This window comes from Phenylobacterium sp. FG114 (assembly GCF_057809855.1).
On the sequence record NZ_JBMDKU010000005.1, the window covers coordinates 38,000 to 60,202 of the forward strand.

Here is a 22,203-nt window from a genome sequence, read left to right on the forward strand (position 1 = left end):
CCAGGACCACGACGCCCCGGCCTCGCTGTCCCGGTCGCGACGGGCCCACTCGCTCCGCGGCTGGTTCACCGTGTGGGCCCTCTGACTGATGACCAAGCATATCCAGCGAGGTGGGTGTTTGGAAGCACGCCTCCGGCGCAAGTTGGCTATAGTGACGTTATCGCGCCGGGGGGCGCAGGGGGTTCGAAAAGGGGCGGGGCATGACAGCGGCCGGAGCACAGGCGCCCGTCGAGGGGCCAGAGGAGCGGCATGGCCTGTTCCAGGATGCCCTGGCCGACTGGACCAACGACGACGTCCTGCTGACCAAGGAGGCCCGCGGCGCGTTGGGAGCCCGGCACCCGACCGGCCTGCGCGTGCTCGACTGGCCCGAGTTGCGGGCGCTGTTCGCCAAGTATGATCCGCCCGCGACGCGCCACGGGCGTCGCGACCGGCGCTATGGCGTGCTTTCGGTGGCGCTGGCCGGCCTGGGGCTGGTCCTGGCCGTCCTTGCCCCGCTGGCGGTGGGCTTCGAGCGCTACATGGAAATGGCCGCCGCGGCCGTGACGATCACAGCCCTGGGCCTGATCGCGCTCCACGAGTTCGGCGAGAATTCGAAGGCGCGTTGGCTGGGTCAGCGCTTCGGCGCCGAGCGTGTGCGGGCGCTGTACTTCCAGTCGGTGACCAACAACCTGGACCTCGTGGCGCGCGCGATGAGCAACGATGCGGCGCTGGGGGAATGGAAGGTCGCCCGGGCCCGGATGCTCTCCTACCTGCCCAACCCTCAGGATCTGCCGGGGCAGGTGCCCAAGCTCGCCGGCCCGGCGAGCGACGACGAGACCTGGGTGGTTCCGGACTGGACGGCGCCGCCCTCCCCGCCAGCGCCCGCCGCGGAGCTGAACCTCCTGTTGTCCCTGCTGCGGGGCCAGCGGCTCAACTCACAGCTCGACTATGTGGAGCGCAAATTGAGCGATTCCCTCGGAGCGCCGGGACGGCGGGCGGCCACGGTTCGCACCCTGGGCAAGCTGCTGCTGGCCGCCGGCGTGGTGACAGGCGTGGTCGCGGGCGTGCTGCTGGCGACGGGCAAGACCCCGCAGGACACCGACGTGAAGCTGGCGCTGGAGGTGATGGTCGGCGCGATCGTGGCCGCCCTGGCGCTCAGGGTGATCAACGACGACCGGTTGCTGAGCGGCGACGCCGGCCGCTACGCCGCCTATGCCGCGGCCGTGCGCAAGGCGCGCGACCGCTTCGACGCCGGTGGCCTGCCCGAGAAGCTGGCCGCCCTGCGCGAGATGGAGGTCGTGGCCTACCGCGACCTGCGCGAGTTCGTGGCGGCGCACTGGCGGGCGCGCTAGAGCCTGTCGGGTTCAGATGAAATCATCTGAACCCGATAAACAGGCTCGATCTCTTTGATTTAGAGCGCGTTTTAGGGGCGAAGCCGGCTTCCACTTTCGCCCAACGCGCTCCAGCGCCCCGGGGTCAGATGCGCCGACGCCGGGCGTCCTTGAGCACCTCGTGGGCCGCGTTGTGGCCGGGCGCGCCGGTGACGCCGCCGCCCGGATGCGTGCCCGCGCCGCACTGGTAGAGGCCCTTCACCGGTGTGCGGTAGTCCCCGGCGCCCAGCAGCGGCCGCGCCGAGAACAGCTGATCCAGGCTGAGCCGGCCGTGCATGATGTCGCCATTCACGAGTCCGAACGTACGCTCGAGGTCCAGCGGCGACAGCACCTGCCGGCCCACCACCGACTTGGCGAAGCCCGGCGCATGCTTCTCCACCGTGGCGATCATCAGGTCGGCCACCTCCTCGCGATGGTCGTCCCACGAGCGGCCATTCGGCAGCTGTGGCGCCACGTGCTGGCAGAACAGACTGGCCACGTGCTGGCCGGGGGGCGCCAGGCTGTCGTCCAGCGTGGACGGGATCAGCGCCTCGACGATCGGTTCCTTCGACCAGCCGTGGGCGCGGCAGTCATCGTAGGCGCGTTCCATATAGGCCATGGTCGGGGCGATGATGATGCCCCCGGTCATGTGGTCGCCAGGACCGGGCGCGACCGTGAAACTGGGCAGCTCGGACAGGGCCACGTTCATGCGGAAGGTCGCCGAGCCCGAACGGTAACGGTCGATCCGCTCCAAGAAGTCCTTGGGCTGCACGGCAGCGTCGACCAGCTTCTGGAACAGCAGCTGCGGGTGCAGGTTCGAGACGACCGCGCGCGCCTTCAGGGTCTCGCCGGCGGCCGTGACCACGCCGGTCGCGCGACCCTTCTCGGTCAGCACCTCGGCCACCGTCACGTCGGTGCGGATCTCCACGCCGCGCTCACGGCAGCAGGCGGCCATGGCCTGGGTGATCGCGCCCATGCCGCCGATGGCGTGGCCCCACGCGCCCTTCTTGCCGTTCACCTCGCCGAACACGTGGTGCAGGAGCACGTAGGCCGAGCCGGGCGTGTAGGGGCTGGCGTAGTTGCCCACGACGCCGTCGAAGCCGTAGGCGGCCTTGATCGGGTCGCTCTCGAACCAGCCGTCCAGCCAGTCGCCGGCCGACTGGGAGAACAGCGCCAGCAGGTCCCGCTTGGCGGTAAGGTCCAGCTTCGAAAGCTTGCGGCCGATGACCGCGCTCTTGATCAGCTCGGGGATGGCCTCCTTGAGCCCACCCTCGACGAGGTTGGGCGGCGTCTGGATCACCAGCTCGCGCAGGACGTCGGCGATGGCGTCCAGGCGATCCCAGTAGGCGGGCAGCCGCTCGGCGTCCTTCTGCGAGAACCGCGCGGTCTCGGCCTGGGTACGGCCGTCGCCGACGAAGAAATGGTCACCGTCCAACGGCAGGAAGTTGGCCATCTTCCGTTCGACCACCTGCAAGCCATGCCGGTGAAGCTCCAGGTCGCGTATGACTTTCGGGTTCAGCAGCGAGACGGTGTAGCTGGCCACCGAGTTGCGGAAACCGGGGTGGAATTCCTCGGTCACCGCCGCGCCGCCCACGACGCCGCGCCGCTCCAGCACCGTCACCTTCAGACCGCTCGCCGCCAGGTACGCCGCGCAAGTCAGGCCGTTATGCCCGCCGCCGATGATGATCACGTCGCTCATGGCCTGTGCTCGCACACCGACAGGCTGCACCGCAACCGCGCGGAACCGGAGCCTTCGCGAACGGTTCCGCCCGCATGACCCGCCTGCGCATCCGCCACGAGACGTTCTACCGTTACGAGCGGCCGGTCTCGTTCGCCCAGCATCGCCTGCTGCTGCGACCGCGCGATAGCCACGCCATCCGGGTTGTAGACGCCGTGCTCACCGTCTCACCGCCGGGCGAGACGCGCTGGATCTACGACGCCCTGGGCAATTCGGTGTGCTGCTTCACGCCGCGCGGGGACTCGACGGCGCTGTCCATCACCAGCGAGCTGGTGATCGAGCGCTACCCGGCCGACCTCTCGGACCTGAAGGTGGACGACCCGCAGACCGCGACGCCCATCGTCTATTCCCCCTGCGACCGCGCGGTGCTGGCCCCGTTCATAGAGCCGGCGACGGAGGACGCCGACAGCGATCTGTTGAAATGGCTGCGTGGCCACGTGGGCAGTCCGCACGAACCCGCGCTCGACTTCGTGCTGCGGCTCAACCAGACGATCCACGACGAGTTCGACTATCAGCCTCGCGACCTGGGCGCGGCCCAAGAGCCCTCGCACACCGTGAAGTTGGGCGCCGGGACCTGCCGTGATTTCGCCTGGCTGCTGGTCGAGGCGCTGCGGCGGCTGGGCTACGCGGCGCGGTTCGTCACCGGCTACCTGTATTCCCCCGGCCATGGGGACATACGCGGCGCGGGCGCCACCCATGCCTGGTGCGAGGTGTTCCTGCCCGAGCTGGGCTGGACCGAGTTCGACCCCACGAACGCCCTGGCCGAGAGCGGCGACCTGATCCCCGTGGCCGTGGCGCGAACCCCGCTGGAGGCCGCCCCGATCTCGGGCTCCATCTACGGCGACCCGGGCGCCACGAGCCTGAGCGTTCACGTGGATGTGCGTCCGGCCGATTCGCTTCAGGAGGCGGCATGAGTCATCAATCCCGGCTGGACAGGAGGACCTGTCGATGACGCACGGCTTCCAGCAACAGGACAGGGCCCAGGCCTCTCCTTTCATGAAATCGGCGGCGACGCCGCAGCACGGCCAGAAGCCGCCCGAGAAGCCGCTGCCCGTCCGCGCGCCCCGCAGCTATAAGCCGCGTCCGGGGCACTAGCGGCGCGCGTATAGGCCACTAGATTTGCCCGCGTGGGCGTAGAGGAACTTTCGAGATGAGCCTGATGGTGCGTCGGCGCGAGCTGATCATGGGCGGCGCCGGCCTGATAGTCCCGGGCATGGCGCTGGCAGCGCCGGCTAAGCTCGCCTTCCAGGTCTTCCGCAATGGCACGAAGGTCGGCGAGCACCAGATGACCTTCGCGGGCGACGAAGGCGCCCAGACCGTCACGACCGACGTCGACATGGTGGTGAAGGTCGGGCCGGTGCCGGTCTACAAATACAGGCACGATGCGGTCGAGCGCTGGGCGAGCGGCAAGTTCGTCAGCATCGACGCCACGACCAACGGCAATGGCAAGATCCAGAAGACCTCGGCGCGCGCGATGCCGGGTTATGTGCAGATCACTGGGCCCAAGGGCGCGGTGCGCGGGCCGGCCGACGCCGTGCCGCTCAGCCACTGGAACCAGGCCAGCTTCGGCAAACCGCTGTTCAACCAGCAGGAAGCCAAGATGCTGAAGGTGGTCTGCGCCAAGGTAAAGCCCGGCCACTGGCAGATCCGCGGCGAGGCCGAGATCGACGACTTCTATGACGGCTCCGGGAACTGGCTGGCCCTGAAGGGCAAGCTGGAGGACGGTTCGAAGATGGAATACCGGCGGATCTAGCCGGCCAAGGCCTCAGCGCGACGCGAGTTCGGTGCGAAGAGTCCGCGCCGCCAGCAGGTAGTGCAGCGACGCCCACCAGAAGAGCGTCACGATCGCGACCAGGGCATTGCGGATCCCGACGGCGGAGGCCGAGCGGCAGGCGTCGGCGACGTCGGCCGCGGGCGCCTTGCAGGCTGTCGCGTAATCGCCCACCGCGAAGGCGTTGGCGGCGAACAGATCGCTCAGCCAACCTGTGACCACCGGCCCCGTGGTCATGCCGACCAGGCTCATCACCACCGACAAGAGCGCCGTCGCGGAGGCGCGCATCCGGGGCTCGACCAGATTGTGGGTCACCGCGAAGGTCGGCCCGAAGTAGATGCCGGAGAACAGCCCCGGGAGGATGAGCACCAGGATGGCGGCGATCCATTGGGTCTGGACGAAGCCCAGAATGTAGGCGGGCGCGGCCAGGGCCATGCCGATCGCCGGCGCCCAGGCGTACCAGCGCACATCGCTCTTCACGAGCCGGTCGGTGATCAGGCCGCCCATCAGGTAGCCGCCGGCGAGCGAGATCGAGTTGACGATCACGAAGGCGAGGGCGGCGGTCGTGTAGTCCACGTTGAAGGTCCGCACCATGAACGGGTGCAGGAAGCTCATGCCGCTGAAGCCGACGAAGTTCACGATCACCGCGGCGACCAGAATGTGGCGAAAGGCGCGGCTGCCGCCCAGGCGCTGCAGCACCGACGACAACGGCGGCGGCGGATCGAGGTCGCGCCGTCCCTCGGAGAAGCCGCGCGGCGGCTCCTTCACCGTGAGCCAGGCCAGCAGCGCGATGAGCAGGCCGGGCAGGCCGACGATGAGGAAGGCCGCGCGCCAGCCGAACTGCTGCGCCACGACCGCGCCGCCCAGGCCGCCCAGCACGATGCCCAGCGGCGTCGCCAGGCCCAGGATGCTGAAGGCGGAGGCGCGTTTCTCGGGCGGGTAGTAGTCCGACAGGAGAGACTGGGAGGGCGCCCCGGCGCCCGCCTCTCCGACACCCACGCCGATGCGGGCGAGCAATAGGTGCGCGAAAGTTCCGGCGAAACCGCTCAGCGCCGTCATGGCCGACCAGACCGCCACGGCCAGGCTGATGATCGCCACCCGGCTCCGGTGCTCGGCCCAGCGGGCCACGGGGATGGCCAGCAGGCCGTGCAGCACGGCAAAGGCCGCGCCGCCCAGAAGCCCCAGCTGAAGGTCGGAGACCTTCAGGTCGTCCTTGATCGCCTGCCCGACGGTGTTGAGGATCGAACGGTCGATGAAGGCCACGGTGGAGATGGCCAGCAGGACGACGAGCGCCCACCGCCGGTCCGCGGCGGTGGGCTCCCGAACGGCGCGAGGCTCGCGCGCCACCTAGAACCTGTAGCCGACGTCGAGGCCCCAGGTGCGCGGCGGCTGGTAGATGCGCAGGTTCCCCAGCGCGCCCAGACCGAAGGTGTTGTTGATCACCTTCTTGTCCGAGAGGTTCTTGCCCCACAGCGCGACGCGCAGACCGTTCTCCGTCTCGATCGCCAGGGTGGCGTCGAACAGGGTATTCTCCGGGCGCACCTGGACGTCGGACGTTCGGTTGAGCACGCCACCCGAAGTGTAGATGTCGTCCATGTAGACGGCGTTGGCCGCGAAGGTGAGAGCGCCGAACGACAGGTCGCGGGTGTAGTTCACTCCGAGGCTGCCCGACCATTCCGGCGCATAGCTGAGCGGCAGGTCGCTGTTGTCGGTGGGGTTGTTGATGCCGTCGCTGGTGAAGTCGGTGAAGTTCGAGACGAAGCGGGCGTCCAGGTAGGAGACGTTGGCGTTGATCCGCCAGCCGCCGCCCACCACCCACAGGGCTTCGGCCTCGACGCCGTCGAACTTGGCCTTGCCCGCGTTGGTGACGATCGACTCGTAGACACCGCCACTGGTGAGACCCTGCGTGCCGACCTGCATGTCCTTGTAGGTCGAGTGGAACACCGCCCCGTTCAGGCGCAGGCGGCGCTCGAACAGCTCGGTCTTCACGCCGGCCTCAAAGCTGCTGACCGTCTCGGCGTCGTAGGGGCCGGCCGAGGTGAAGGACGCGGCGCGGCCGTTGTAACCGCCGCTGCGGAAGCCCTTGGACCAGCTCGCGTAGCCCATCACCGTGTCGCTGAACTTGTAGTTCAGGCCGACCTTCGGGGAGAAATTGTCCCAGTGGTCCTTGTAGGTGCGGCTGGTCGGGAAGAAGAGCGGCTGGTTGGTGAAGGTCTTCTTCTCGTAGCTGTAGCGACCGCCGGCGGTCACGGTCAGGGCCTCGGTGGCGTGGAAGTCGACCTGCCCGAACAGCGCGTAGGCCGTGTTCTTCTGGCTGGCGATCTGGGCCGGCGTGGCCGTGCCGTAGATGGCGCCGCCCTGGGCGTTGGTGATGTCGTAGCTCTGGTCGAGGTAGTACGCGCCCAGGACGTAGTCGACCTTGCCGCCGCCGTCCGACGCCAGCCGGAGTTCCTGGCTGAACTGATCGTGCGTCTGGTCGCGCAGGGCGTAGAAGAAGTTGACCGGGCTGGCGTCGTAGTCGCTCTGCACCCGGTCGTCGAACTCGCGGTAGCCGGCGACGCTGGTCACGGTGCCGATCGCCGTATGCCAGTTGGCGGTCAGCGCCAGGCCCCAGGTGTCGACGTCGGCGAAGATCGGGGTGTTCCCGTAGACCGTATAGGGGTCCTTCGGGTTCGAACCGTTGGCGGGGAACAGCGGGGTCGCCGTGCCGGTGTCCGGGCTGAAGTTGTAGTAGACGTTGCCGGGCAGGGCGGCATTGCGGAATGGCGCGCCCGAGCCTCGCTCGCGGTCGCCGTCCACGACCAGCGAGGCATCGAAGCTGTCGCTGGGCTTGAAGCTGAGGGTGAGGCGGCCCGACAGGGTCTCGTTGTCGCCCTGCTTCTCGTTCCGCGTCACGTTGCGGGTGAAGCCGTCGTAGTTCTTGTAGAGGCCCGACACGCGGACGGCGAACACCTCGCCCAACGGGATGTTGAGCGCTGCGCGCGCCTCGCGCCGGCCGTGGTCGCCTACGGTGCCCTGGACCTCACCGCTGAAGGCGTCGCCCGGCCGGGCCTGTTTCGTGCGGACGCTGACCACGCCGCCGATGGTGTTGCGGCCGTAGAGCGTGCCCTGCGGCCCGCGCAGGATCTCGACGGACTCGATGTCGAAGAAGTCCTGCAGGGCTCCGCTGTTGCGGGCCAGGTAGACGCCATTCATCTCGACGCCAACCGCAGGCTCGAAGGTCGACTCCACGTCGGCGAAACCCAGGCCACGGATGTAGAAGGCGGACGCGTAGGGATAGGCCCCCACGGGCGCGAGGACGACGTTGGGCGCCTTGGCCGAGAGGTCCGTCAGGCTCTGGACCGACTGGGCCTCCAACTGCTCCGTCCCGAACGCCGAGACCGCCAGCGGCACATCCTGCAGCTTCTGCTCGCGCTTCTGGGCTGTGACGACCACCTCGCCCACCTGGGCGGCTTCGGCCCCGTCGGCCGCGAAGGCCGGGGCGGCGATCCCGGCGCAAAGGGCCAGGGCTGCGGCGGACGCAAAGAGTGTGTGGGTCGCCTTGCGGCTCATGGTCAGTCCTCCCGAAAGTCTTGTCGCTTGGCCGTCGAGGGCCTTGCGCCCTGGGTCCGGCCACGGCTGTTTTTTGTCAATCCAGTTGACAACTTTAGGTACTACTTCGTCATCTAAGCTGACAAACTTGCCACAGATGACGCTACGGCGCCGGACGCGCCGGCTTGGCGTCGGGCCCTTTGATCTCAGGCGCTCTTGGGCGTCGCCATCGGCCAGGTCGTGGGCGCCACGCCCCACTCCTCGCGGAAGGCCTTGATCAGGTTGTCGACGTTGCGCGAGCCGATCCGACGGCGCAGCTCGGCGGTCAGCGCGGCGATCGCGTCGTCGGCGTCGCGGCCCATGGCCCGGCCCTTCTCGCTGACCGTCACCACCCAGGCGCGGCCGTCCTCTGGGTCATGGTTCAGTTCGACCATGCCCAGCTTGACCATCTGCATGATCGTGGTGTGCACCGACTGGCGGCTGAGGCCGAGGTTGCGCGCGATGTCGGACGGCTTGCTCACCCCCACGACCACGTTCGCCATCACCATCGACTGCGAGCGCGTGACCTGGTTCCAGCCCTGGGCCTGGAGGTAGCTCTGCAGGCCGTCGTCGAACCAAAGGAACGCGTTCATCAGGGGGACCAGGAGGGTCTCGGCGGCGATCATGGGATTCGGCTGTCTCGGATGGCGAAGGGTGTCACAGTAGGTGTGACGCGGGCCCCGTCAACGCGGTTCGCCGCTCGGCGGCCGTAGCTGATTTTATCAGTTTGGTTGACGAATTTGGCGCGCCCCTCCAGCCTTGGGCGGGATCGGAAACGCTAGGGCCGGAGAGCCAGAATGAAAACCACGGGCATCAACCACATGGCCCTCGTCTGCCGCGACATGGCGGAAACGGTGAAGTTCTACACCGAGGTGCTGGAGATGCCCCTCTTCAAGACCGTCGCCCTGCCCGACGGCGGCCAGCACTTCTTCTTCGACTGCGGCGGGGGGGCGTCAGTGGCCTTCTTCTGGTGGCCGGAAACGCCGGCGGCCGCGCCGGGCATCGCCTCGGTGAAGAAATTCCCCGAGGAGTCAAAGACCGCCGTGGGCTCGATGAACCACCTGGCGTTCAACGTGGCCGAAGGTGAGTTGTCGGCCTGCCTGACGCGGCTGCAGGAGCACGGCGTTCCGCACATCCCGGTGGTCGTGAACCACGACGACAGCCCCATGGGCGTGGCCGGCGAGATGCACGAGGGCGTCTTCGTCCGCTCGGTCTATTTCACGGATCCCAACGGCATCATGATGGAGTTCGCCGCGACGACGAAGGTGTTCGGTGAAGGCGACATCGCCCACGCGCCGCGGGGCGCGACCGTCGAGGTCTGAGGACGCCGTTGCGCCGGCTCGCCGGCCGTGCGCAACTTCCAACATGTGTACAGAACGCACGCGCGACTGACGTAAGTCCCGCCCCGCCCGGGCTCCGCCGCCATCGCGCGGACGCGAGCCCCCATGCGCATCTGTCCACGGATCTTCCATGAGCTTCTTCGGCAACGCGGCGATCAATCGCCTCAATCTGCATTCCGGCGTCCAGGCGCTGGCCCAGGGCGCGGGCGGCGTCTTCGTCCTGGTCTTCCTGCTCAATGCGGGCGTGCCCGCGCCGCTGGTGCTTGTCGCCATGGCGGCGATGAATGCGGGCCGGTTCCTGCTGCGCCCCTTCATCCTGCCCCTGGCCCGCCGCATCGGCCTGCGCGCCACCCTTGTCTGGGGCACGGTGCTGGAGGCGGCGAGCTTCCCGGTCCTGCCCCTGGTCCAGGGGGTCGATCTGGCGCTTCTGGCCGTCGTGCTGATCGGGCCGGTGGGCAGCGTCCTCTACTGGACCAGCTACCACGCCTATTTCGCCAGCGTCGGGGACGATGAGCACCGGGGCGGTCAGGTGGGCGCGCGCGAAGCGATCACTCTGGTCGTCGGTATCGTCGCCCCGCTGCTGGGCGGCTGGGTCCTGGCGGCGGAAGGACCGTGGGTGGCGTTCCCAGGCGTCGCCGTGATCCAGGCGGCCGCCGCCCTGCCGCTGATCGGCGGACCGCAGGTGACGGTGGCCCCAGAAGCGCCGGGAGGTCTCAAATTCGCCTGGGCGGGCATGGGGCTGATGGCCTGCGACGGGCTCTTCGCCGGTGGCTACTACTTTGTTTGGGAGCTCGCCCTGTTCACCTCCCTGGGCGAAAGCTTCACGGCCTATGGCGGCGCGCTGGCCCTCGCCGCCTTGGTCGGAGCCGCCTTCAGCCTGGCGATCGGCCGTCACATCGACGCGGGCAAGGGCCGCACCGCCGCCACGATCGCCTTCGCCGTGGCCGTCGGCGTGCTCGGACTGCGCGCGGCCAGCGTGGGATCGCCGTGGCTGGCGGTGACGGCCAACGCCATGGGCGCCCTGGTCGCGGCCCTGTGGGTCCCGGCTCTGATGACCCCGGTCTACAACCTGGCCAAGGCCTCGCCTTGCCCGCTCCGCTTTAGTGTCGCCACCGAGGCGGGCTGGGACCTGGGTTGCGGTCTGGCCTGCCTCCTCGGCGCGGCGATCGTCGCCGCGGGCCACACAATGGCTGCGCCGATCCTCGTCGGGCTAGTCGGAATCGTCGCGGCCTTCGTGTTGCTGTGGCGCCGCTACGGGCTGGCTGAGCCGCAGCCAGCGTAACGCAGGCGCGCGGTGCGGGCCGGCCACGATAGGCCGTTGCGCCTCCAGCAAATCCTCCTAGCATTGGCGAGGGCGGGCGTTTTCAGACCCGACCTTCGAAAATTCCACTGCGCGAGGGAGCCGTGGGACGCGGGCGTCAAAGACCCGCGCCGCGGGCTGAGGTTTGGACGCCAAGCTGGACGAGACCGAAGAGGAGACGCTGGTCGCGGCGGCCCGGGACAGCGGGGGCGACCTCGCCGCGCGCGAGGCGGCCTATGAGAAGTTCGTCTGGGACAACCTGAAGCGGAACTACCTCGGCAACTATCTGCACGGCATGCTGGGCATGACCGGCTTCCGGCTGGTCAACGCCCCGACCTTCCTGCCGGCCTACCTGCTGGCCGTCTCGGGCTCGAACGTGATCGTGGGCCTTGGCCTGGCCCTGCAGCAGTTGGGCGGCGTGATCTCGCCGATCTTCGGCGCGACGAAGGTCGAGCACCGCACCAAGGTGATGCCCGCCGCGATCTGGATGGGCAGCCTGGGCCGGCTCGCGATCCTGGGCATGGCGCTGGCCGGCTGGTTCCTGTCGGGCCAGCCGCTGGTCTGGGCGCTGCTGTTCTTCATCCTGATGTTCGGCATCTTCATGGGCGCGCAGCGGGTGGTGTTCAGCCTGCTGATGTCCAAGGTCATTCCGATCAGCCGGCGCGGGCGCCTGCAGGCCTGGCGCAACGCCACCGGCGGCCTGATCGCCGCGATCCTGGCCTGGGTGGCGGGCAAGTACTTCATCGGCGCGAACCTGTTCGGAAACGGCTATTCGACGACGTTCGTCTTCGCCTTCCTGCTGACCAGCGCCGGCCTATGGGCCCTGCAGATCCTGTTGAAAGAGCCCGAGCCGCCGACCACGCGGCCGCAGGCCAGGTTCCGGGACCGCCTTCGCGACTTCCCCGCCCTGATCGCCCAGGACAGGGCCTACGGCTTCTTCCTGGTCGTGCAGATGCTGGCCACCTCGGCGCGGATCGCGACCCCCTTCTACATTCTCTACGTGGGCAAGGTGCTGGGACATGACGGGGCCACGCTGGGGCTGCTGTCGTTCGCCTTCCTCGGCGCCGACACGGTCTCGAACCTGCTGTGGGGTTACATGGGCGACAAGGTCGGCTTCCGAGCCGTGCTTGTCGCCTCGATCGCCGGCTGGGTGGGAGCCACGATCATGCTGCTCAACATGCATTCGCCCATGCCGATCTTCGCGGCCTTCGCCCTGCTGGGAGCCTCGCTTAGCGGCTACATGATGGCGTCCCAAACCATGATCCTCGAATTTGGCGACCGCGACGACCTGCCGATGCGCATCGCCGTGTCGGCCACCGCTGAGAGCATCACCGCCACGGCCGGGCCTTTGATCGGCGGCTTAGTCGCCGAGGCGTTCGGCTACGACGTGGTGTTCCTGGCCTCGCTCGGCTTCCTGGCGGCGGCGTTCGTCATCCTCATGCTGGCGGTGCGCGACCCCCGACGACGCCTGCCGTCTTAACAAGCGAAATGGGAACCTGGCGCGGCCCGAGGCATTAGCCTGCGGGGGTGGAGCGGCTTGGCCGCGACGCGAAGCATCGACGAGGAGCGATGGACCAGATTCCGGCGGCAACGCATGCCGACGATGCAGCTACGGGAATCGCTGGCCTTGACGACATCCTTGGCGGTGGACTCAAGCGCGACCGAGTCTACCTGTTTGAAGGCAGCCCCGGCACCGGCAAGACGACGGCCGCGCTCAGCTTCCTGATGGCGGGCGCTGCGCGCGGGGAGCGGACGCTCTACGTGACGCTGTCCGAGACCGAAGAGGAACTGCGAGACACTGCGGCCTCGCACGGCTGGTCCCTGGACGGGATCGACATCTTCGAACTGGCGCCTCCCGAGAACCTGCTCGATGAGACCCATCAGCAGAGCCTGCTGTATTCGTCGGACCTCGAGCTCGGGGAAACCACCCGAATGATCCTCGAAGCCGTCGAGCGGGTGCGACCGAGCCGCGTCGTCATCGACAGCCTGTCCGAAATCCGCCTGCTGGCGCAGGGGTCGCTGCGCTATCGGCGGCAGGTGCTGTCCCTGAAGCACTACTTCGCCAAGCACGGGGCCACCGTGGTCCTGCTCGACGACCTGACCGCGGAGATTTCCGACAAGACCGTCCACAGCGTGGCGCATGGCGTCGTGCGGCTGGAAGAGCTGGCGCCGGAGTACGGCGCGGAGCGGCGGCGCGTGCGCGTCACCAAGTACCGCGGCCGCAAGTTCCGGGGCGGCTACCACGACTTCACCATCAAGACCGGCGGACTCGAAGTGTACCCGCGCCTGGTCTCCAGCGAACATCGCACGGACTTCGGGCGCACACCCCTGCCCAGCGGCATCCCCGGCCTCGACGAGCTTCTGGGCGGAGGCATTGAGCGCGGCACCGCCTGCCTGGTGCTGGGTCCCGCCGGGACCGGGAAGTCGCTGTTGAGCCTCCAGTTCGCCGTCGCGGCGATCAAGCGGGGCGAGAAGGCCGCGCTGTTCATCTTCGACGAGGAACTCGGACTGCTCATCGAGCGGACCCGCACGTTCGGCCTCGACCTGGAAGCGTTGCAGGAGAGCGGCCAGCTGCTGATCGAGCAAGTGGACGCCGCCGAGATGTCGCCCGGCGAGTTCACCGCCCGCGTTCGCGAATGCGTGGCCAGTTCCGGGGCGCGAACCGTCGTGATCGACAGCCTCAATGGCTACCAGGCCGCCATGCCTCAGGAACACTACCTGCTGCTGCACATCCACGAGCTGCTGCAGTTCCTAAACCGCCAGGGCGCCACGACCTTCCTGACGGTCGCGCAGCACGGACTGGTGGGCGAGATGAAGTCGCCCGTGGATGTCACCTACTTGGCAGACACCGTCCTGTTGCTTCGCTACTTCGAGGCCATGGGCAAGGTCCGGCGCGCCATCTCTGTCGTCAAGAAGCGTGCGGGCGAGCACGAACGGACCATCCGTGAGTACGACATCGACGAACATGGCGTCACGCTCGGCGCGCCGCTCACCCAGTTCCAGGGCGTGCTGCGCGGCGTGCCTCACTTCGTTGGCGAGCAGTCCGGCCTGATGGGCGGCCCGCCGAAATGACCGAAGGCGCCGCTTCCGGCTCCGAACGGGCGCTGATCCTGGCCCCGTACGGACGCGACGCGTCCGTCGCCGCCACCGTCCTGCGGCAGGCGGAGCTTGCCGCCAGCATCTGCACCGACCTGCCCGGCGTGCGGCGGGAGTGCGAGGATGGCGCCGGCGTGGTGCTGATCGTCGAGGAGGTGCTGCAGGACGAGGACTACAGCCCCCTCGCCCGCTGGGTCGAAGGGCAGCCGCCGTGGTCCGACCTGCCCATCATCATCCTCGCCCAGCGCGGCGGCGGTCTCGAACGCAACCCGGCGGCCGAACGCTACAGCCGCGCCCTGGGGAACGTGACGTTCCTTGAACGGCCGTTCCACCCGACGACCCTGGTCAGCGTCGTCCAGACCGCGCTGCGAGGGCGACGCCGGCAGTATGAGGCGCGGGAACGCCTTGAGACGCTTCGCGCCGCCGTCGCCCGGCAGCAGCGGGATCAGTCGCACCTGCGCCTGCTGATCAACGAACTGAACCACCGCGTGAAGAACACGCTCGCCACGGTCCAGTCGATCACGACGCAGACGCTGCGGAGCGGCGGGGCGCCGCTGTCGACGCGGGACACCCTCACGGCGCGGATCGTGGCGCTCAGCAAGGCCCACGACGTCTTGACCAACGAGCAATGGTCGGGGGCCGACCTGGACGAGATCGTCGCCCAGGCGCTGCAGCCGTTCCGTCTCGGCCTCGGCGAAAGCCGTATCCGCACCCAGGGACCAAAGGTGCGCCTCGAGCCCAAGACCGCTATCGCGATCGCGCTCGCGCTGCATGAGCTCGCCACCAACGCCGTCAAGTACGGGGCCCTCTCGACGTCCGACGGCCACATCGATTTCACCTGGAATCTCCTGAAGGGCCGCGGGGCGCGGGAATTGACGGCCACGTGGCGGGAGATCGACGGCCCGCGCGTCTCCCCGCCCAGCCGCGCCGGTTTCGGCACGCGGCTGATCGAGCGAGGGCTGGCGGCGGACCTGAACGGCGAGGTGCGCATCGACTATCCGATCGACGGCGTCGTCTGCACCATCCGCGCGCGGCTGCACGACGGCGGCGACGCCGAGCCGCTGGAACCGCCGAAGTCGTCGCGCCGCCGGCCGGCGACGGCCGAGCCGGGGATGGACCTCTCCCCGCCGGCCTAGACCTGGGCGACGCCGCGCGACCGTGCTACAGCGCGCCCATGGTTCGCCAGAAGGCCAACAATCCGTCGGGTATGACCGCCGCCCCCGTGGGGCGTCGGGACGGTGTTGCTCGCGCTGACGCGGCCTAGCCTTCCCAGACGAGCCCCGCCGGACCGGCCGGGCTCCACGATCTGACAGGAAGGCGCGCCCGGCCTCCGGCATTTCCCAAGGAAACCGGAGATGATCTTTCGACAACCCCTGCCGCCGACGCCCGTGCTGGAGACAGCGCGGCTGGTGCTGCGGCCCTATGCCGAGCGCGACATCGACGCCGTTCAGCGGCTCTTCCCCCAGTGGGAGGTGGTCCGCTGGCTGCACGCCGGCATCCCATGGCCCTACCCCGCCGACGGCGCGGCGACCAACATGGCCGACAGCCTGGAGAAGCGCGCCAAAGGCGAACGGTTCTACTGGGCGATCACGCTGAAGGGCGACGACACCCTTCGCGGCCGCATCGACCTGTGGCCCTTCGACGGCGAGACGCGCGACATGCGGGGTTTCTGGCTCGATCCGGAGCTCCATGGCCAGGGCCTGATGAGCGAGGCCGCCCAGGCGGTGACGGCCTATGCGTTCCGGGTGCTGGAATGGCCCTTCCTGTATCTCACCAACGCCGTCGCCAACCGCGCGTCGGCCCGCGTGAAGGAGAAGCAGGGCGCCAGGCTCGTCGACGTCGAACGGCGTGAGTACGTCAGCGGCCCGGCCGACGGCCAGGTCTGGCGGCTGGATCGGGACGCCTGGCTGGCTGATCGGGGCTAGGTCGTTTGCGCAGTATTTCGGCGCCGCTTGCCCATAATTTCGGCGAAACCTCGGATGGACGCCGCGCCCCCACGGCGCCCATCCGATAGGCCGTTGTCGCGCATCTTGCCCGCTGCCTATGCAGACCATGCACGGCGCGTAGGCAAATCGCGGAAAATCGCGAAGCGCGCCGGCCGGGGGATGGACGCATGGGCCGCGCACGAGTGCTCGCCGCTTCGGCAATCGGGATGGGTCTGGCGGCGTTCGGGGGACCTGCGCTGGCACAGGCGGCGGCGCCTGTCGCGGATCCGTCGAACACGGCCTGGATCCTGGCGGCGACGGCCCTGGTGCTGTTCATGACCCTGCCCGGGCTCGCCCTGTTCTACGCCGGCCTGGTGCGCGCCAAGAACGCGCTGTCGGTGATGATGCACTGCGTCGCCATCGCCTGCGTCGCCTCGGTGATCTGGCTGCTGGGCGGCTACAGCCTGGCCTTTTCCGGCGCCGCGCCGTTGATCGGCGACCTCGCCAAGTTCGGCCTGCCCGATGCGCGGGCCGGCGTGGTGGGGACCCTGCCCGAGACGGTGTTCTTCGCCTTCCAGATGACCTTCGCGATCATCACGCCGGCCCTGATCGTTGGCGCCTATGTGGAGCGGATCCGGTTCGGCGCGGTGCTGCTGTTCTCGGCCCTCTGGCTGCTGCTCGTCTATGCGCCGGTCTGCCACTGGATCTGGGGCGGCGGCTGGCTGGCCCAGATGAAGGTCATGGACTACGCGGGCGGCTTGGTCGTCCACGCCACGGCGGGCGTCTCGTCGCTGGTCGCGGTGGCGATGCTGGGCGCGCGGGACGGCTACCCCAAGGACCTGCATCCGCCGCACAACCCGGGCATGACCATGATGGGCGCCGGCATGCTGTGGGTGGGCTGGTACGGCTTCAACGCCGGCAGCGCCCTGGCCGCCGACGCCTCGGCCGGCTCGGCGCTGGTGGCCACCCACCTGTCGGCGGCGACCGCCGGCCTGGTCTGGGCCCTCATCGAGAAGCTCAAGTTCAAGCGCGCCAGCATGATTGGCGTCGTCACCGGCGTGGTCGCGGGCCTGGCCACCGTCACGCCCGCCTCCGGCTTCATCGGGCCGGTGGGCGGCGTGGTGCTGGGCGCCCTGGGCAGCCTCGTCTGCTTCCACTGCGTCGATCTGGTGAAGCACCGCCTGAAGCTGGATGACAGCCTGGACGTCTTTGCCGTGCACGGCGTCGGCGGCCTGCTGGGGACGCTGCTGGTGGCGTTCCTGGCGACGACCTCGCTGGGCGGCGCCGGCTACGGCGAAGGCATGGACGCCGGCCGCCAGTTCGGCGTGCAGGCGCTGGGCGCCCTGGTGGTCTGCGGCTGGTCGGCCTTGGCCTCGGCCGCCATCCTGTTCCTCTGCAAGGTCACCGTCGGCCTGCGCGCCACGCCGGAAGCCATCGAGGACGGCCTCGACATGCACAGCCACGGCGAGCGCGCCTACCAGAGCTGACCTTGAGCGCGGGCGAATCCGCGCGCCTGATCCTCCGGCATGATCCACGTCCCCACCGCGACCTGGGCGCACATCGCCTTCGACCTCGCCGCCTGGGGCGGCGGACTGGCGCTCAGCATCGGCCTCTATCGCTGGCGGCTCAGGGGCCTGACCGAGCAGGTCGCCGGCAGGGTGGGGGGCGGCTATTTCGCGGCGCTCGTAGCTGGCGCCCTGCCCGGGGCCTGGCTCGCGGGATCGCTGAACAGCCTGCAGCAAGCCCAGCCCGCGCTGTCGCACAGCATCGTCGGCGCTCTGGTCGGCGCGATCGTCGGGGTCGAAGTCTACAAGGCCCTGCGCGGCGTGAAGGGCTCCACCGGCGGCGTCTTCGTGGGCCCCTTCGCCCTAGGGGTGGTCATCGGCCGTTGGGGCTGCCTCTTCGCCGGACTGCCGGACGGGACCTATGGCTCACCCACCGCCTTGCCCTGGGCCGTCGATCTCGGCGACGGTATCGGGCGGCATCCCGTGCAGGCCTACGAGAGCCTCGCGATGGCCGTCTTCCTGGCGGCGTACCTCGAGGGGCTGGCGCGGCGCCGGCCCTGGGCGATGCGACGCGGCTTCTATGCCCTTTGCCTCTGGTACGGCGCGACCCGCTTCGGTTGGGAATTCTTCAAGCCCTATCCGCCGTTGATCGGGCCGCTTAACCTGTTCCACCTGCTGTGCGGAGCCCTCGTCGCCTATGGATGGATCTTCTACCGCGGAAGCCTCCGCCGCGACCTTGCGCAAGACCGCGCCGTACCTGTTCCTGGGCCAGACCACGAGCCTGTGTGAGACCTGCCTGGAACTGGTCCCCGCCAAGGTGATCGGCGAAGGCGAAGCCGTCTTCTACCTCAAGCGCTGCCGCGACCACGGCGTGCAGAAGACCCTGATCGCCGACGACATCGGCTACTGGAAGTCGCAGCGCGACTGGCTGAAGCCCGGCGACCGGCCGCTTGCGGTGGCGACGCGCACCGACCATGGCTGCCCATACGACTGCGGCCTCTGCCCCGACCATGAGCAGCACTCCTGCCTGGCGATCATCGAGGTTAACGAGGCCTGCAACCTGTCCTGCCCCGTCTGCTTCGCGGACAGTTCGGTGAAGCGCGATGCGCACCGGCCGCTGGCCGAGATCGAGCGGATGCTGGATGTGATCGTCGAGGCCGAGGGCGAGCCCGATCTTGTGCAGATCTCCGGCGGCGAGCCCACGATCCACCCTCAGTTCTGGGAAATCCTGGACGCGGCCAAGGCGCGGCCGATCCGCCACCTGATGATCAACACCAACGGCCTGCGTATCGCCCGCGAAGTCGGGTTCGCCGAGCGGCTGGCCGGTTATATGCCGGGGTTCGAGGTCTACCTGCAGTTCGACAGCCTGAAGCGCGACGCCCTGATGGAGTTGCGTGGCGCCGACCTGACTCGCGTGCGAATCGAGGCGCTGGAGGCGCTGGAGCGCGCCGGCATCTCCACGACCCTCGTCGTCACTCTGAAGAAGGGCGTGAACGACGACGAGATCGCCGACATCGTCCGCTTCGCCCTGGAGTGGCGCTGCGTGCGGGGCGTGACGTTCCAGCCCATCCAGGACGCAGGCCGCAACGACGGCTTCGACGCCAAGCGCCACCGGATCGTGCTGACCGAGGTGCGCCGCGCGATCGCCGAGGCCGGCGTCTTCGCCCTGGACGACCTGATCCCCCTGCCCTGCAATCCGGACCAGATCTGCATCGGCTACGGCCTGCGGAACGGGACCCAGGTGCAGCCGGTGACGGCGATGCTGCCCCGCGACCTGTTCGTCGCCGCTGCGCCCAACACCGTGACCTTCGAGAGCTATCCTGAACTGCGCAAGCAGGTGTTCGAGCTGCTGTCGCTGTCGACCGCCCAGGGCGACACCTCGGAGAAGCTGGCCAGCCTGCTCTGCTGCCTGCCCGAGGCCGCCGTGCCGCAGGAGGTGGCCTACGAGAACACCTTCCGCGTGGTGGTCAGCCAGTTCCTCGACCGCTTCAACTTCGACCTGGGCGCGGTGAAGCGCTCCTGCGTCCACTTCGTCCAGCCGGACGGGACGATCATCCCGTTCGACACCTTCAACACCTTCTACCGGCCCGGCGCTGCGGGCGCCGGAGCCTTGCGGCGGGGGCAAGCGCGATGAGCGAACCGAATGCGGTCCAGAGGTTTTTCGGCGCCGCCCTGATCGGGGTGGGCGCCCTGATGATGGCGCTTTGCGGAGGCTGCGGCGCCCTGTTCTTCATCGGCTTCCTGATCAGCGGCCTGACGTCTTCGAACAGCGAGGACCTGGCGTTCGTGATCATGCCGGTCATCCTGGGCGGCGTGCCGGCGCTGGTCGGCTTCGGCCTCTTCGCCGGCGGCCGGGCGCTGCGGCGCGCGCCGGCTCCGATCGTCGGCGCGACCAACCTGTCGGAAGACGCGGAGCGCCCGGACGGCCCCTAGGCGGCCGCGCGAGTCTTCGCTGCGCCGACGATGCGCGCCCGAGCGATTTCGTTGGCGACTTCGTGGGTCGGACGACGCTCGGACTGGGCCTGTTCGAGGACCTCCTCCAGCGTCAGCGCCAGGCGGTCGAGCTTGGCGTCCACCCATGCGGGATCGAAGGCCTCGCCCAGCTCCAGGGCGCGGATCTCGCCGGCGACATTGATGATGCCGCCGCCGTTGATGACGTAGTCGGGGGCATACAGGATGCCGCGGTTGAACAGCTCGCGGCCGGCTTCGACGTCGGCGAGCTGGTTGTTGGCGCCGCCGGCGATGATCCGGGCGCGGATACGCGGCAGGGTATCGAGGCTGATGGCGCCGCCCAGGGCGCATGGGGCGAAGACGTCGACGTCGGCGTCGAAGATGGCGCTGGGCGCCACGATCTCGGCGTCGGTCGCGGCCGCCACGCGGCGCAGGGTTTCGGCGTTCACATCGGTCAGCACCAGCTTGGCGCCCGCGGCGTGCAGCTTCTGGGCGAGGTAGCCGCCGACGTTCCCGACGCCCTGGATCGCTACGCGGACGCCCTGCAGGTCGCGCTTGAGGGCGCGCTGAACGCAGAGGCGTACGCCGCGGAACACGCCTTCGGCGGTCACCGGGCTGGGGTCGCCAGAGGCGGCGTCGTGACCTTCGAGGCCGGCGACGTAGCGGGTGTGCTTGCGGGCGTGGGTCAGGTCGGCCACCGAGACGCCGACGTCCTCGGCCGTCCAATACTTCCCGCCGAGGTCCTCGACCGCCCGGCCGAAGGCCTCGAACAGCGCCGGCGTCTTCTGGGTGCGGCTGTCGCCGATGATCACGCTCTTGCCGCCGCCCAGCTCAAGGTCGGCCATGGCGTTCTTGTAGGACATGGCCCGCGACAGCTTCAGCGCGTCGGTGAGCGCATCCTCGGCCGTGGGATAGGGCCACATGCGGCAACCGCCCGCGGCGGGGCCCCGAGCGGTGGAGTGCACGGCGATGATCGCCTTCAGGCCGGTCTTCTCGTCCGAGAAAGCGTGGACGCCTTCATGTCCCTCGAAGGCCGGAGAATCGAACAAGGTCATGCCGTGAACTCTATGTCCTGGGGGAGGAATTTGGCGGGGAATACGCGCGTATGGGGCATATCACAACCCTCCTGAGCGACGTGTCTCATCCGCTTGCCCGGCATATTTCACGCCGGCGCCCGGGATCGGCGGCGCGGTCGAGGGCAGCGGGCCTTCGGGATCGCGGATGAAGGCCAGGACGTCGGCGATCACAACTGCGCGCTGCTTGTCGCGGGTCAGCAGGTGGTGACCGGCGGCGTAGTAGGCGGAGCGATCGCCCGGACGCAGGCGCTTCACCGCCTTGAACGCGGCGTTCTTGGGAATGATCTGGTCGTTAGCGCCGTACAGATAGAACGTCGGCACCCGATCCTCGCCCACGTCCTTGGCGGCCCGGTCCATGAGGCGCACCAGGCCGTACAAAGTGTCGGAGCGGGCGCCCCAGATCATCAGCCGGTCGCGTCCCATCGCGATCAGCTCGTCGCGATTGTCGGTGGGGTAGATGCGGTCGGTGACCCAGCGGGGCGGCGTATAGACCTTCGAGGCCGTGAAGTTGGCGGCCAGCCACAGCAGGGTCTTGTTGGGAAGGGGTTGCGACTTGAAGCCCCAGACGCCGGGCGACAGCAGCACCAACCGGTCGGCGGCGGGGGGATTGTCGGTGGCGAACGCGGCGGCCGCGACAGAGCCGCCCATGCTCTCGCCCACCACGGTGATGACGGCTTTGGGGTACTTCGCCCGCGCCAGCGCCGTCACCGTGCGCAGATCCTCGATCATCAGGTCATCGCCGGCCCAGATCCCGCGGCCCGGCGAGCGGCCGAAGCCGCGCTGGTCGTAGGCGATCGTCGTGACACCCTGCTTCGCCCAGTCCTCGGCGGCGAAATGGAAAGCGTTGGCGTAGTCGTTCATGCCGTGCGCGGCCACGACCACGGCCCAGGGCTCGCCCTGTGCGTCCCAGCGGGTAAGGCCGAGGCGCGCACCGTCAAAGCTGACGACCGAGTCCGGCTCGAAATGCGCGCCCTGGAATCCGGCTGGAGGCGTGCCCGCCTGCTGCACCAGCAAGGGGGTGCAGGCGGAAAGGGCGAACAGCAGGAAGACGAGGGCGAGGCGCTTCATGTCGGGAAGAGACT

At 68.9% G+C, this 22,203-nt stretch carries 20 protein-coding genes; 14 read left to right on the forward strand and 6 right to left on the reverse strand.

Annotation, left to right across the window (positions count from 1 at the left end; genetic code table 11):
• The first annotated feature begins 200 nt into the window (after positions 1-200).
• A complete protein-coding gene (locus tag ACODSY_RS09610; RefSeq protein ID WP_488951501.1) occupies positions 201-1,331 on the forward strand; it encodes a hypothetical protein in 1,131 nt (376 codons plus the stop codon).
• A gap of 124 nt (positions 1,332-1,455) precedes the next feature.
• On the opposite strand, the gene ACODSY_RS09615 is transcribed toward ACODSY_RS09610, so the two are convergent.
• Entirely contained in the window at positions 1,456-3,048 is a 1,593-nt protein-coding gene (locus ACODSY_RS09615) for a phytoene desaturase family protein (protein ID WP_488951502.1), read from the reverse strand.
• A 74-nt stretch (positions 3,049-3,122) separates the two neighbouring features.
• On the opposite strand from ACODSY_RS09615, the gene ACODSY_RS09620 reads away from it, so the two are divergent.
• The 3 genes from ACODSY_RS09620 to ACODSY_RS09630 are packed head-to-tail and all read left to right on the forward strand — an operon-like array spanning position 3,123 to position 4,840.
• Positions 3,123-4,001, forward strand: coding sequence for a transglutaminase family protein (locus ACODSY_RS09620; protein ID WP_488951503.1), 879 nt, complete (start codon positions 3,123-3,125; stop codon positions 3,999-4,001).
• A 34-nt stretch (positions 4,002-4,035) separates the two neighbouring features.
• Positions 4,036-4,182 (forward strand): hypothetical protein, encoded by a 147-nt coding sequence (locus tag ACODSY_RS09625; RefSeq protein WP_488951504.1) that lies wholly within the window; start codon positions 4,036-4,038, stop codon positions 4,180-4,182.
• Positions 4,183-4,237: 55 nt separating this feature from the next.
• Positions 4,238-4,840 (forward strand): DUF6134 family protein, encoded by a 603-nt coding sequence (locus ACODSY_RS09630; RefSeq protein ID WP_488951505.1) that lies wholly within the window; start codon positions 4,238-4,240, stop codon positions 4,838-4,840.
• Between the two features lie 12 nt (positions 4,841-4,852).
• Here the strand turns inward: ACODSY_RS09630 and ACODSY_RS09635 are convergent, their stop codons facing one another.
• From ACODSY_RS09635 to ACODSY_RS09645, 3 genes are all read right to left on the reverse strand, one after another.
• A complete protein-coding gene (locus tag ACODSY_RS09635) occupies positions 4,853-6,205 on the reverse strand; it encodes a spinster family MFS transporter (protein WP_488951506.1) in 1,353 nt (450 codons plus the stop codon).
• Positions 6,206-8,410, reverse strand: coding sequence for a TonB-dependent receptor (locus ACODSY_RS09640; RefSeq protein ID WP_488951507.1), 2,205 nt, complete (start codon positions 8,408-8,410; stop codon positions 6,206-6,208).
• A 185-nt stretch (positions 8,411-8,595) separates the two neighbouring features.
• On the reverse strand, positions 8,596-9,054 hold the full coding sequence (locus ACODSY_RS09645) for a MarR family winged helix-turn-helix transcriptional regulator (protein WP_488951508.1): 459 nt from the start codon (positions 9,052-9,054) through the stop codon (positions 8,596-8,598).
• 171 nt (positions 9,055-9,225) lie between these two features.
• Here ACODSY_RS09645 and ACODSY_RS09650 point away from each other — a divergent pair, with 171 nt between their 5' ends.
• From ACODSY_RS09650 to ACODSY_RS09695, 10 genes are all read left to right on the forward strand, one after another.
• Positions 9,226-9,750: a VOC family protein gene (locus tag ACODSY_RS09650; RefSeq protein WP_488951509.1), complete on the forward strand. Its 525-nt coding sequence runs from the start codon at positions 9,226-9,228 to the stop codon at positions 9,748-9,750.
• Positions 9,751-9,898: 148 nt separating this feature from the next.
• Positions 9,899-11,050 carry a hypothetical protein gene (locus tag ACODSY_RS09655; protein WP_488951510.1) on the forward strand — a complete coding sequence of 384 codons (1,152 nt, stop codon included), beginning with the start codon at positions 9,899-9,901 and terminating at the stop codon, positions 11,048-11,050.
• A gap of 163 nt (positions 11,051-11,213) precedes the next feature.
• On the forward strand, positions 11,214-12,548 hold the full coding sequence (locus ACODSY_RS09660; RefSeq protein ID WP_488951511.1) for an MFS transporter: 1,335 nt from the start codon (positions 11,214-11,216) through the stop codon (positions 12,546-12,548).
• A gap of 89 nt (positions 12,549-12,637) precedes the next feature.
• Positions 12,638-14,140: an ATPase domain-containing protein gene (locus ACODSY_RS09665; RefSeq protein ID WP_488951512.1), complete on the forward strand. Its 1,503-nt coding sequence runs from the start codon at positions 12,638-12,640 to the stop codon at positions 14,138-14,140.
• Positions 14,137-15,300, forward strand: a complete 1,164-nt coding sequence (locus ACODSY_RS09670; RefSeq protein WP_488951513.1) for a sensor histidine kinase — start codon at positions 14,137-14,139, stop codon at positions 15,298-15,300. Before ACODSY_RS09665 ends, ACODSY_RS09670 begins: the two co-directional genes overlap by 4 nt.
• Positions 15,301-15,519: 219 nt before the next feature.
• Positions 15,520-16,089: a GNAT family N-acetyltransferase gene (locus ACODSY_RS09675; protein WP_488951514.1), complete on the forward strand. Its 570-nt coding sequence runs from the start codon at positions 15,520-15,522 to the stop codon at positions 16,087-16,089.
• Positions 16,090-16,277: 188 nt separating this feature from the next.
• Entirely contained in the window at positions 16,278-17,576 is a 1,299-nt protein-coding gene (locus ACODSY_RS09680) for an ammonium transporter (protein WP_488951515.1), read from the forward strand.
• A 39-nt stretch (positions 17,577-17,615) separates the two neighbouring features.
• Positions 17,616-18,383: a prolipoprotein diacylglyceryl transferase family protein gene (locus ACODSY_RS09685; protein WP_488951516.1), complete on the forward strand. Its 768-nt coding sequence runs from the start codon at positions 17,616-17,618 to the stop codon at positions 18,381-18,383.
• Positions 18,331-19,728, forward strand: a complete 1,398-nt coding sequence (locus ACODSY_RS09690; RefSeq protein WP_488951517.1) for a radical SAM protein — start codon at positions 18,331-18,333, stop codon at positions 19,726-19,728. Before ACODSY_RS09685 ends, ACODSY_RS09690 begins: the two co-directional genes overlap by 53 nt.
• A complete protein-coding gene (locus tag ACODSY_RS09695; protein WP_488951518.1) occupies positions 19,725-20,027 on the forward strand; it encodes a hypothetical protein in 303 nt (100 codons plus the stop codon). Before ACODSY_RS09690 ends, ACODSY_RS09695 begins: the two co-directional genes overlap by 4 nt.
• Here ACODSY_RS09695 and ACODSY_RS09700 read toward each other — a convergent pair.
• The gene (locus ACODSY_RS09700; protein WP_488951519.1) at positions 20,024-21,100 is read right to left on the reverse strand and encodes a Glu/Leu/Phe/Val dehydrogenase dimerization domain-containing protein; all 1,077 of its coding nucleotides are present in this window, start codon (positions 21,098-21,100) and stop codon (positions 20,024-20,026) included. The genes ACODSY_RS09695 and ACODSY_RS09700 overlap by 4 nt on opposite strands.
• 60 nt (positions 21,101-21,160) lie before the next feature.
• Positions 21,161-22,189, reverse strand: a complete 1,029-nt coding sequence (locus ACODSY_RS09705) for an alpha/beta fold hydrolase (RefSeq protein WP_488951520.1) — start codon at positions 22,187-22,189, stop codon at positions 21,161-21,163.
• Positions 22,190-22,203: the final 14 nt, after the last annotated feature.

Excerpts from the sequence above, each read along its gene's own strand:
- ACODSY_RS09610 (WP_488951501.1), top strand. The coding sequence starts at position 201 with ATGACAGCGGCCGGAGCACAGGCGCCCGTCGAGGGGCCAGAGGAGCGG.
- ACODSY_RS09615 (WP_488951502.1), bottom strand. The coding sequence starts at position 3,048 with ATGAGCGACGTGATCATCATCGGCGGCGGGCATAACGGCCTGACTTGC.
- ACODSY_RS09620 (WP_488951503.1), top strand. The coding sequence starts at position 3,123 with ATGACCCGCCTGCGCATCCGCCACGAGACGTTCTACCGTTACGAGCGG.
- ACODSY_RS09625 (WP_488951504.1), top strand. The coding sequence starts at position 4,036 with ATGACGCACGGCTTCCAGCAACAGGACAGGGCCCAGGCCTCTCCTTTC.
- ACODSY_RS09630 (WP_488951505.1), top strand. The coding sequence starts at position 4,238 with ATGAGCCTGATGGTGCGTCGGCGCGAGCTGATCATGGGCGGCGCCGGC.
- ACODSY_RS09640 (WP_488951507.1), bottom strand. The coding sequence starts at position 8,410 with ATGAGCCGCAAGGCGACCCACACACTCTTTGCGTCCGCCGCAGCCCTG.
- ACODSY_RS09645 (WP_488951508.1), bottom strand. The coding sequence starts at position 9,054 with ATGATCGCCGCCGAGACCCTCCTGGTCCCCCTGATGAACGCGTTCCTT.
- ACODSY_RS09650 (WP_488951509.1), top strand. The coding sequence starts at position 9,226 with ATGAAAACCACGGGCATCAACCACATGGCCCTCGTCTGCCGCGACATG.
- ACODSY_RS09655 (WP_488951510.1), top strand. The coding sequence starts at position 9,899 with ATGAGCTTCTTCGGCAACGCGGCGATCAATCGCCTCAATCTGCATTCC.
- ACODSY_RS09665 (WP_488951512.1), top strand. The coding sequence starts at position 12,638 with ATGGACCAGATTCCGGCGGCAACGCATGCCGACGATGCAGCTACGGGA.
- ACODSY_RS09670 (WP_488951513.1), top strand. The coding sequence starts at position 14,137 with ATGACCGAAGGCGCCGCTTCCGGCTCCGAACGGGCGCTGATCCTGGCC.
- ACODSY_RS09675 (WP_488951514.1), top strand. The coding sequence starts at position 15,520 with ATGATCTTTCGACAACCCCTGCCGCCGACGCCCGTGCTGGAGACAGCG.
- ACODSY_RS09680 (WP_488951515.1), top strand. The coding sequence starts at position 16,278 with ATGGGCCGCGCACGAGTGCTCGCCGCTTCGGCAATCGGGATGGGTCTG.
- ACODSY_RS09685 (WP_488951516.1), top strand. The coding sequence starts at position 17,616 with ATGATCCACGTCCCCACCGCGACCTGGGCGCACATCGCCTTCGACCTC.
- ACODSY_RS09695 (WP_488951518.1), top strand. The coding sequence starts at position 19,725 with ATGAGCGAACCGAATGCGGTCCAGAGGTTTTTCGGCGCCGCCCTGATC.
- ACODSY_RS09700 (WP_488951519.1), bottom strand. The coding sequence starts at position 21,100 with ATGACCTTGTTCGATTCTCCGGCCTTCGAGGGACATGAAGGCGTCCAC.
- ACODSY_RS09705 (WP_488951520.1), bottom strand. The coding sequence starts at position 22,189 with ATGAAGCGCCTCGCCCTCGTCTTCCTGCTGTTCGCCCTTTCCGCCTGC.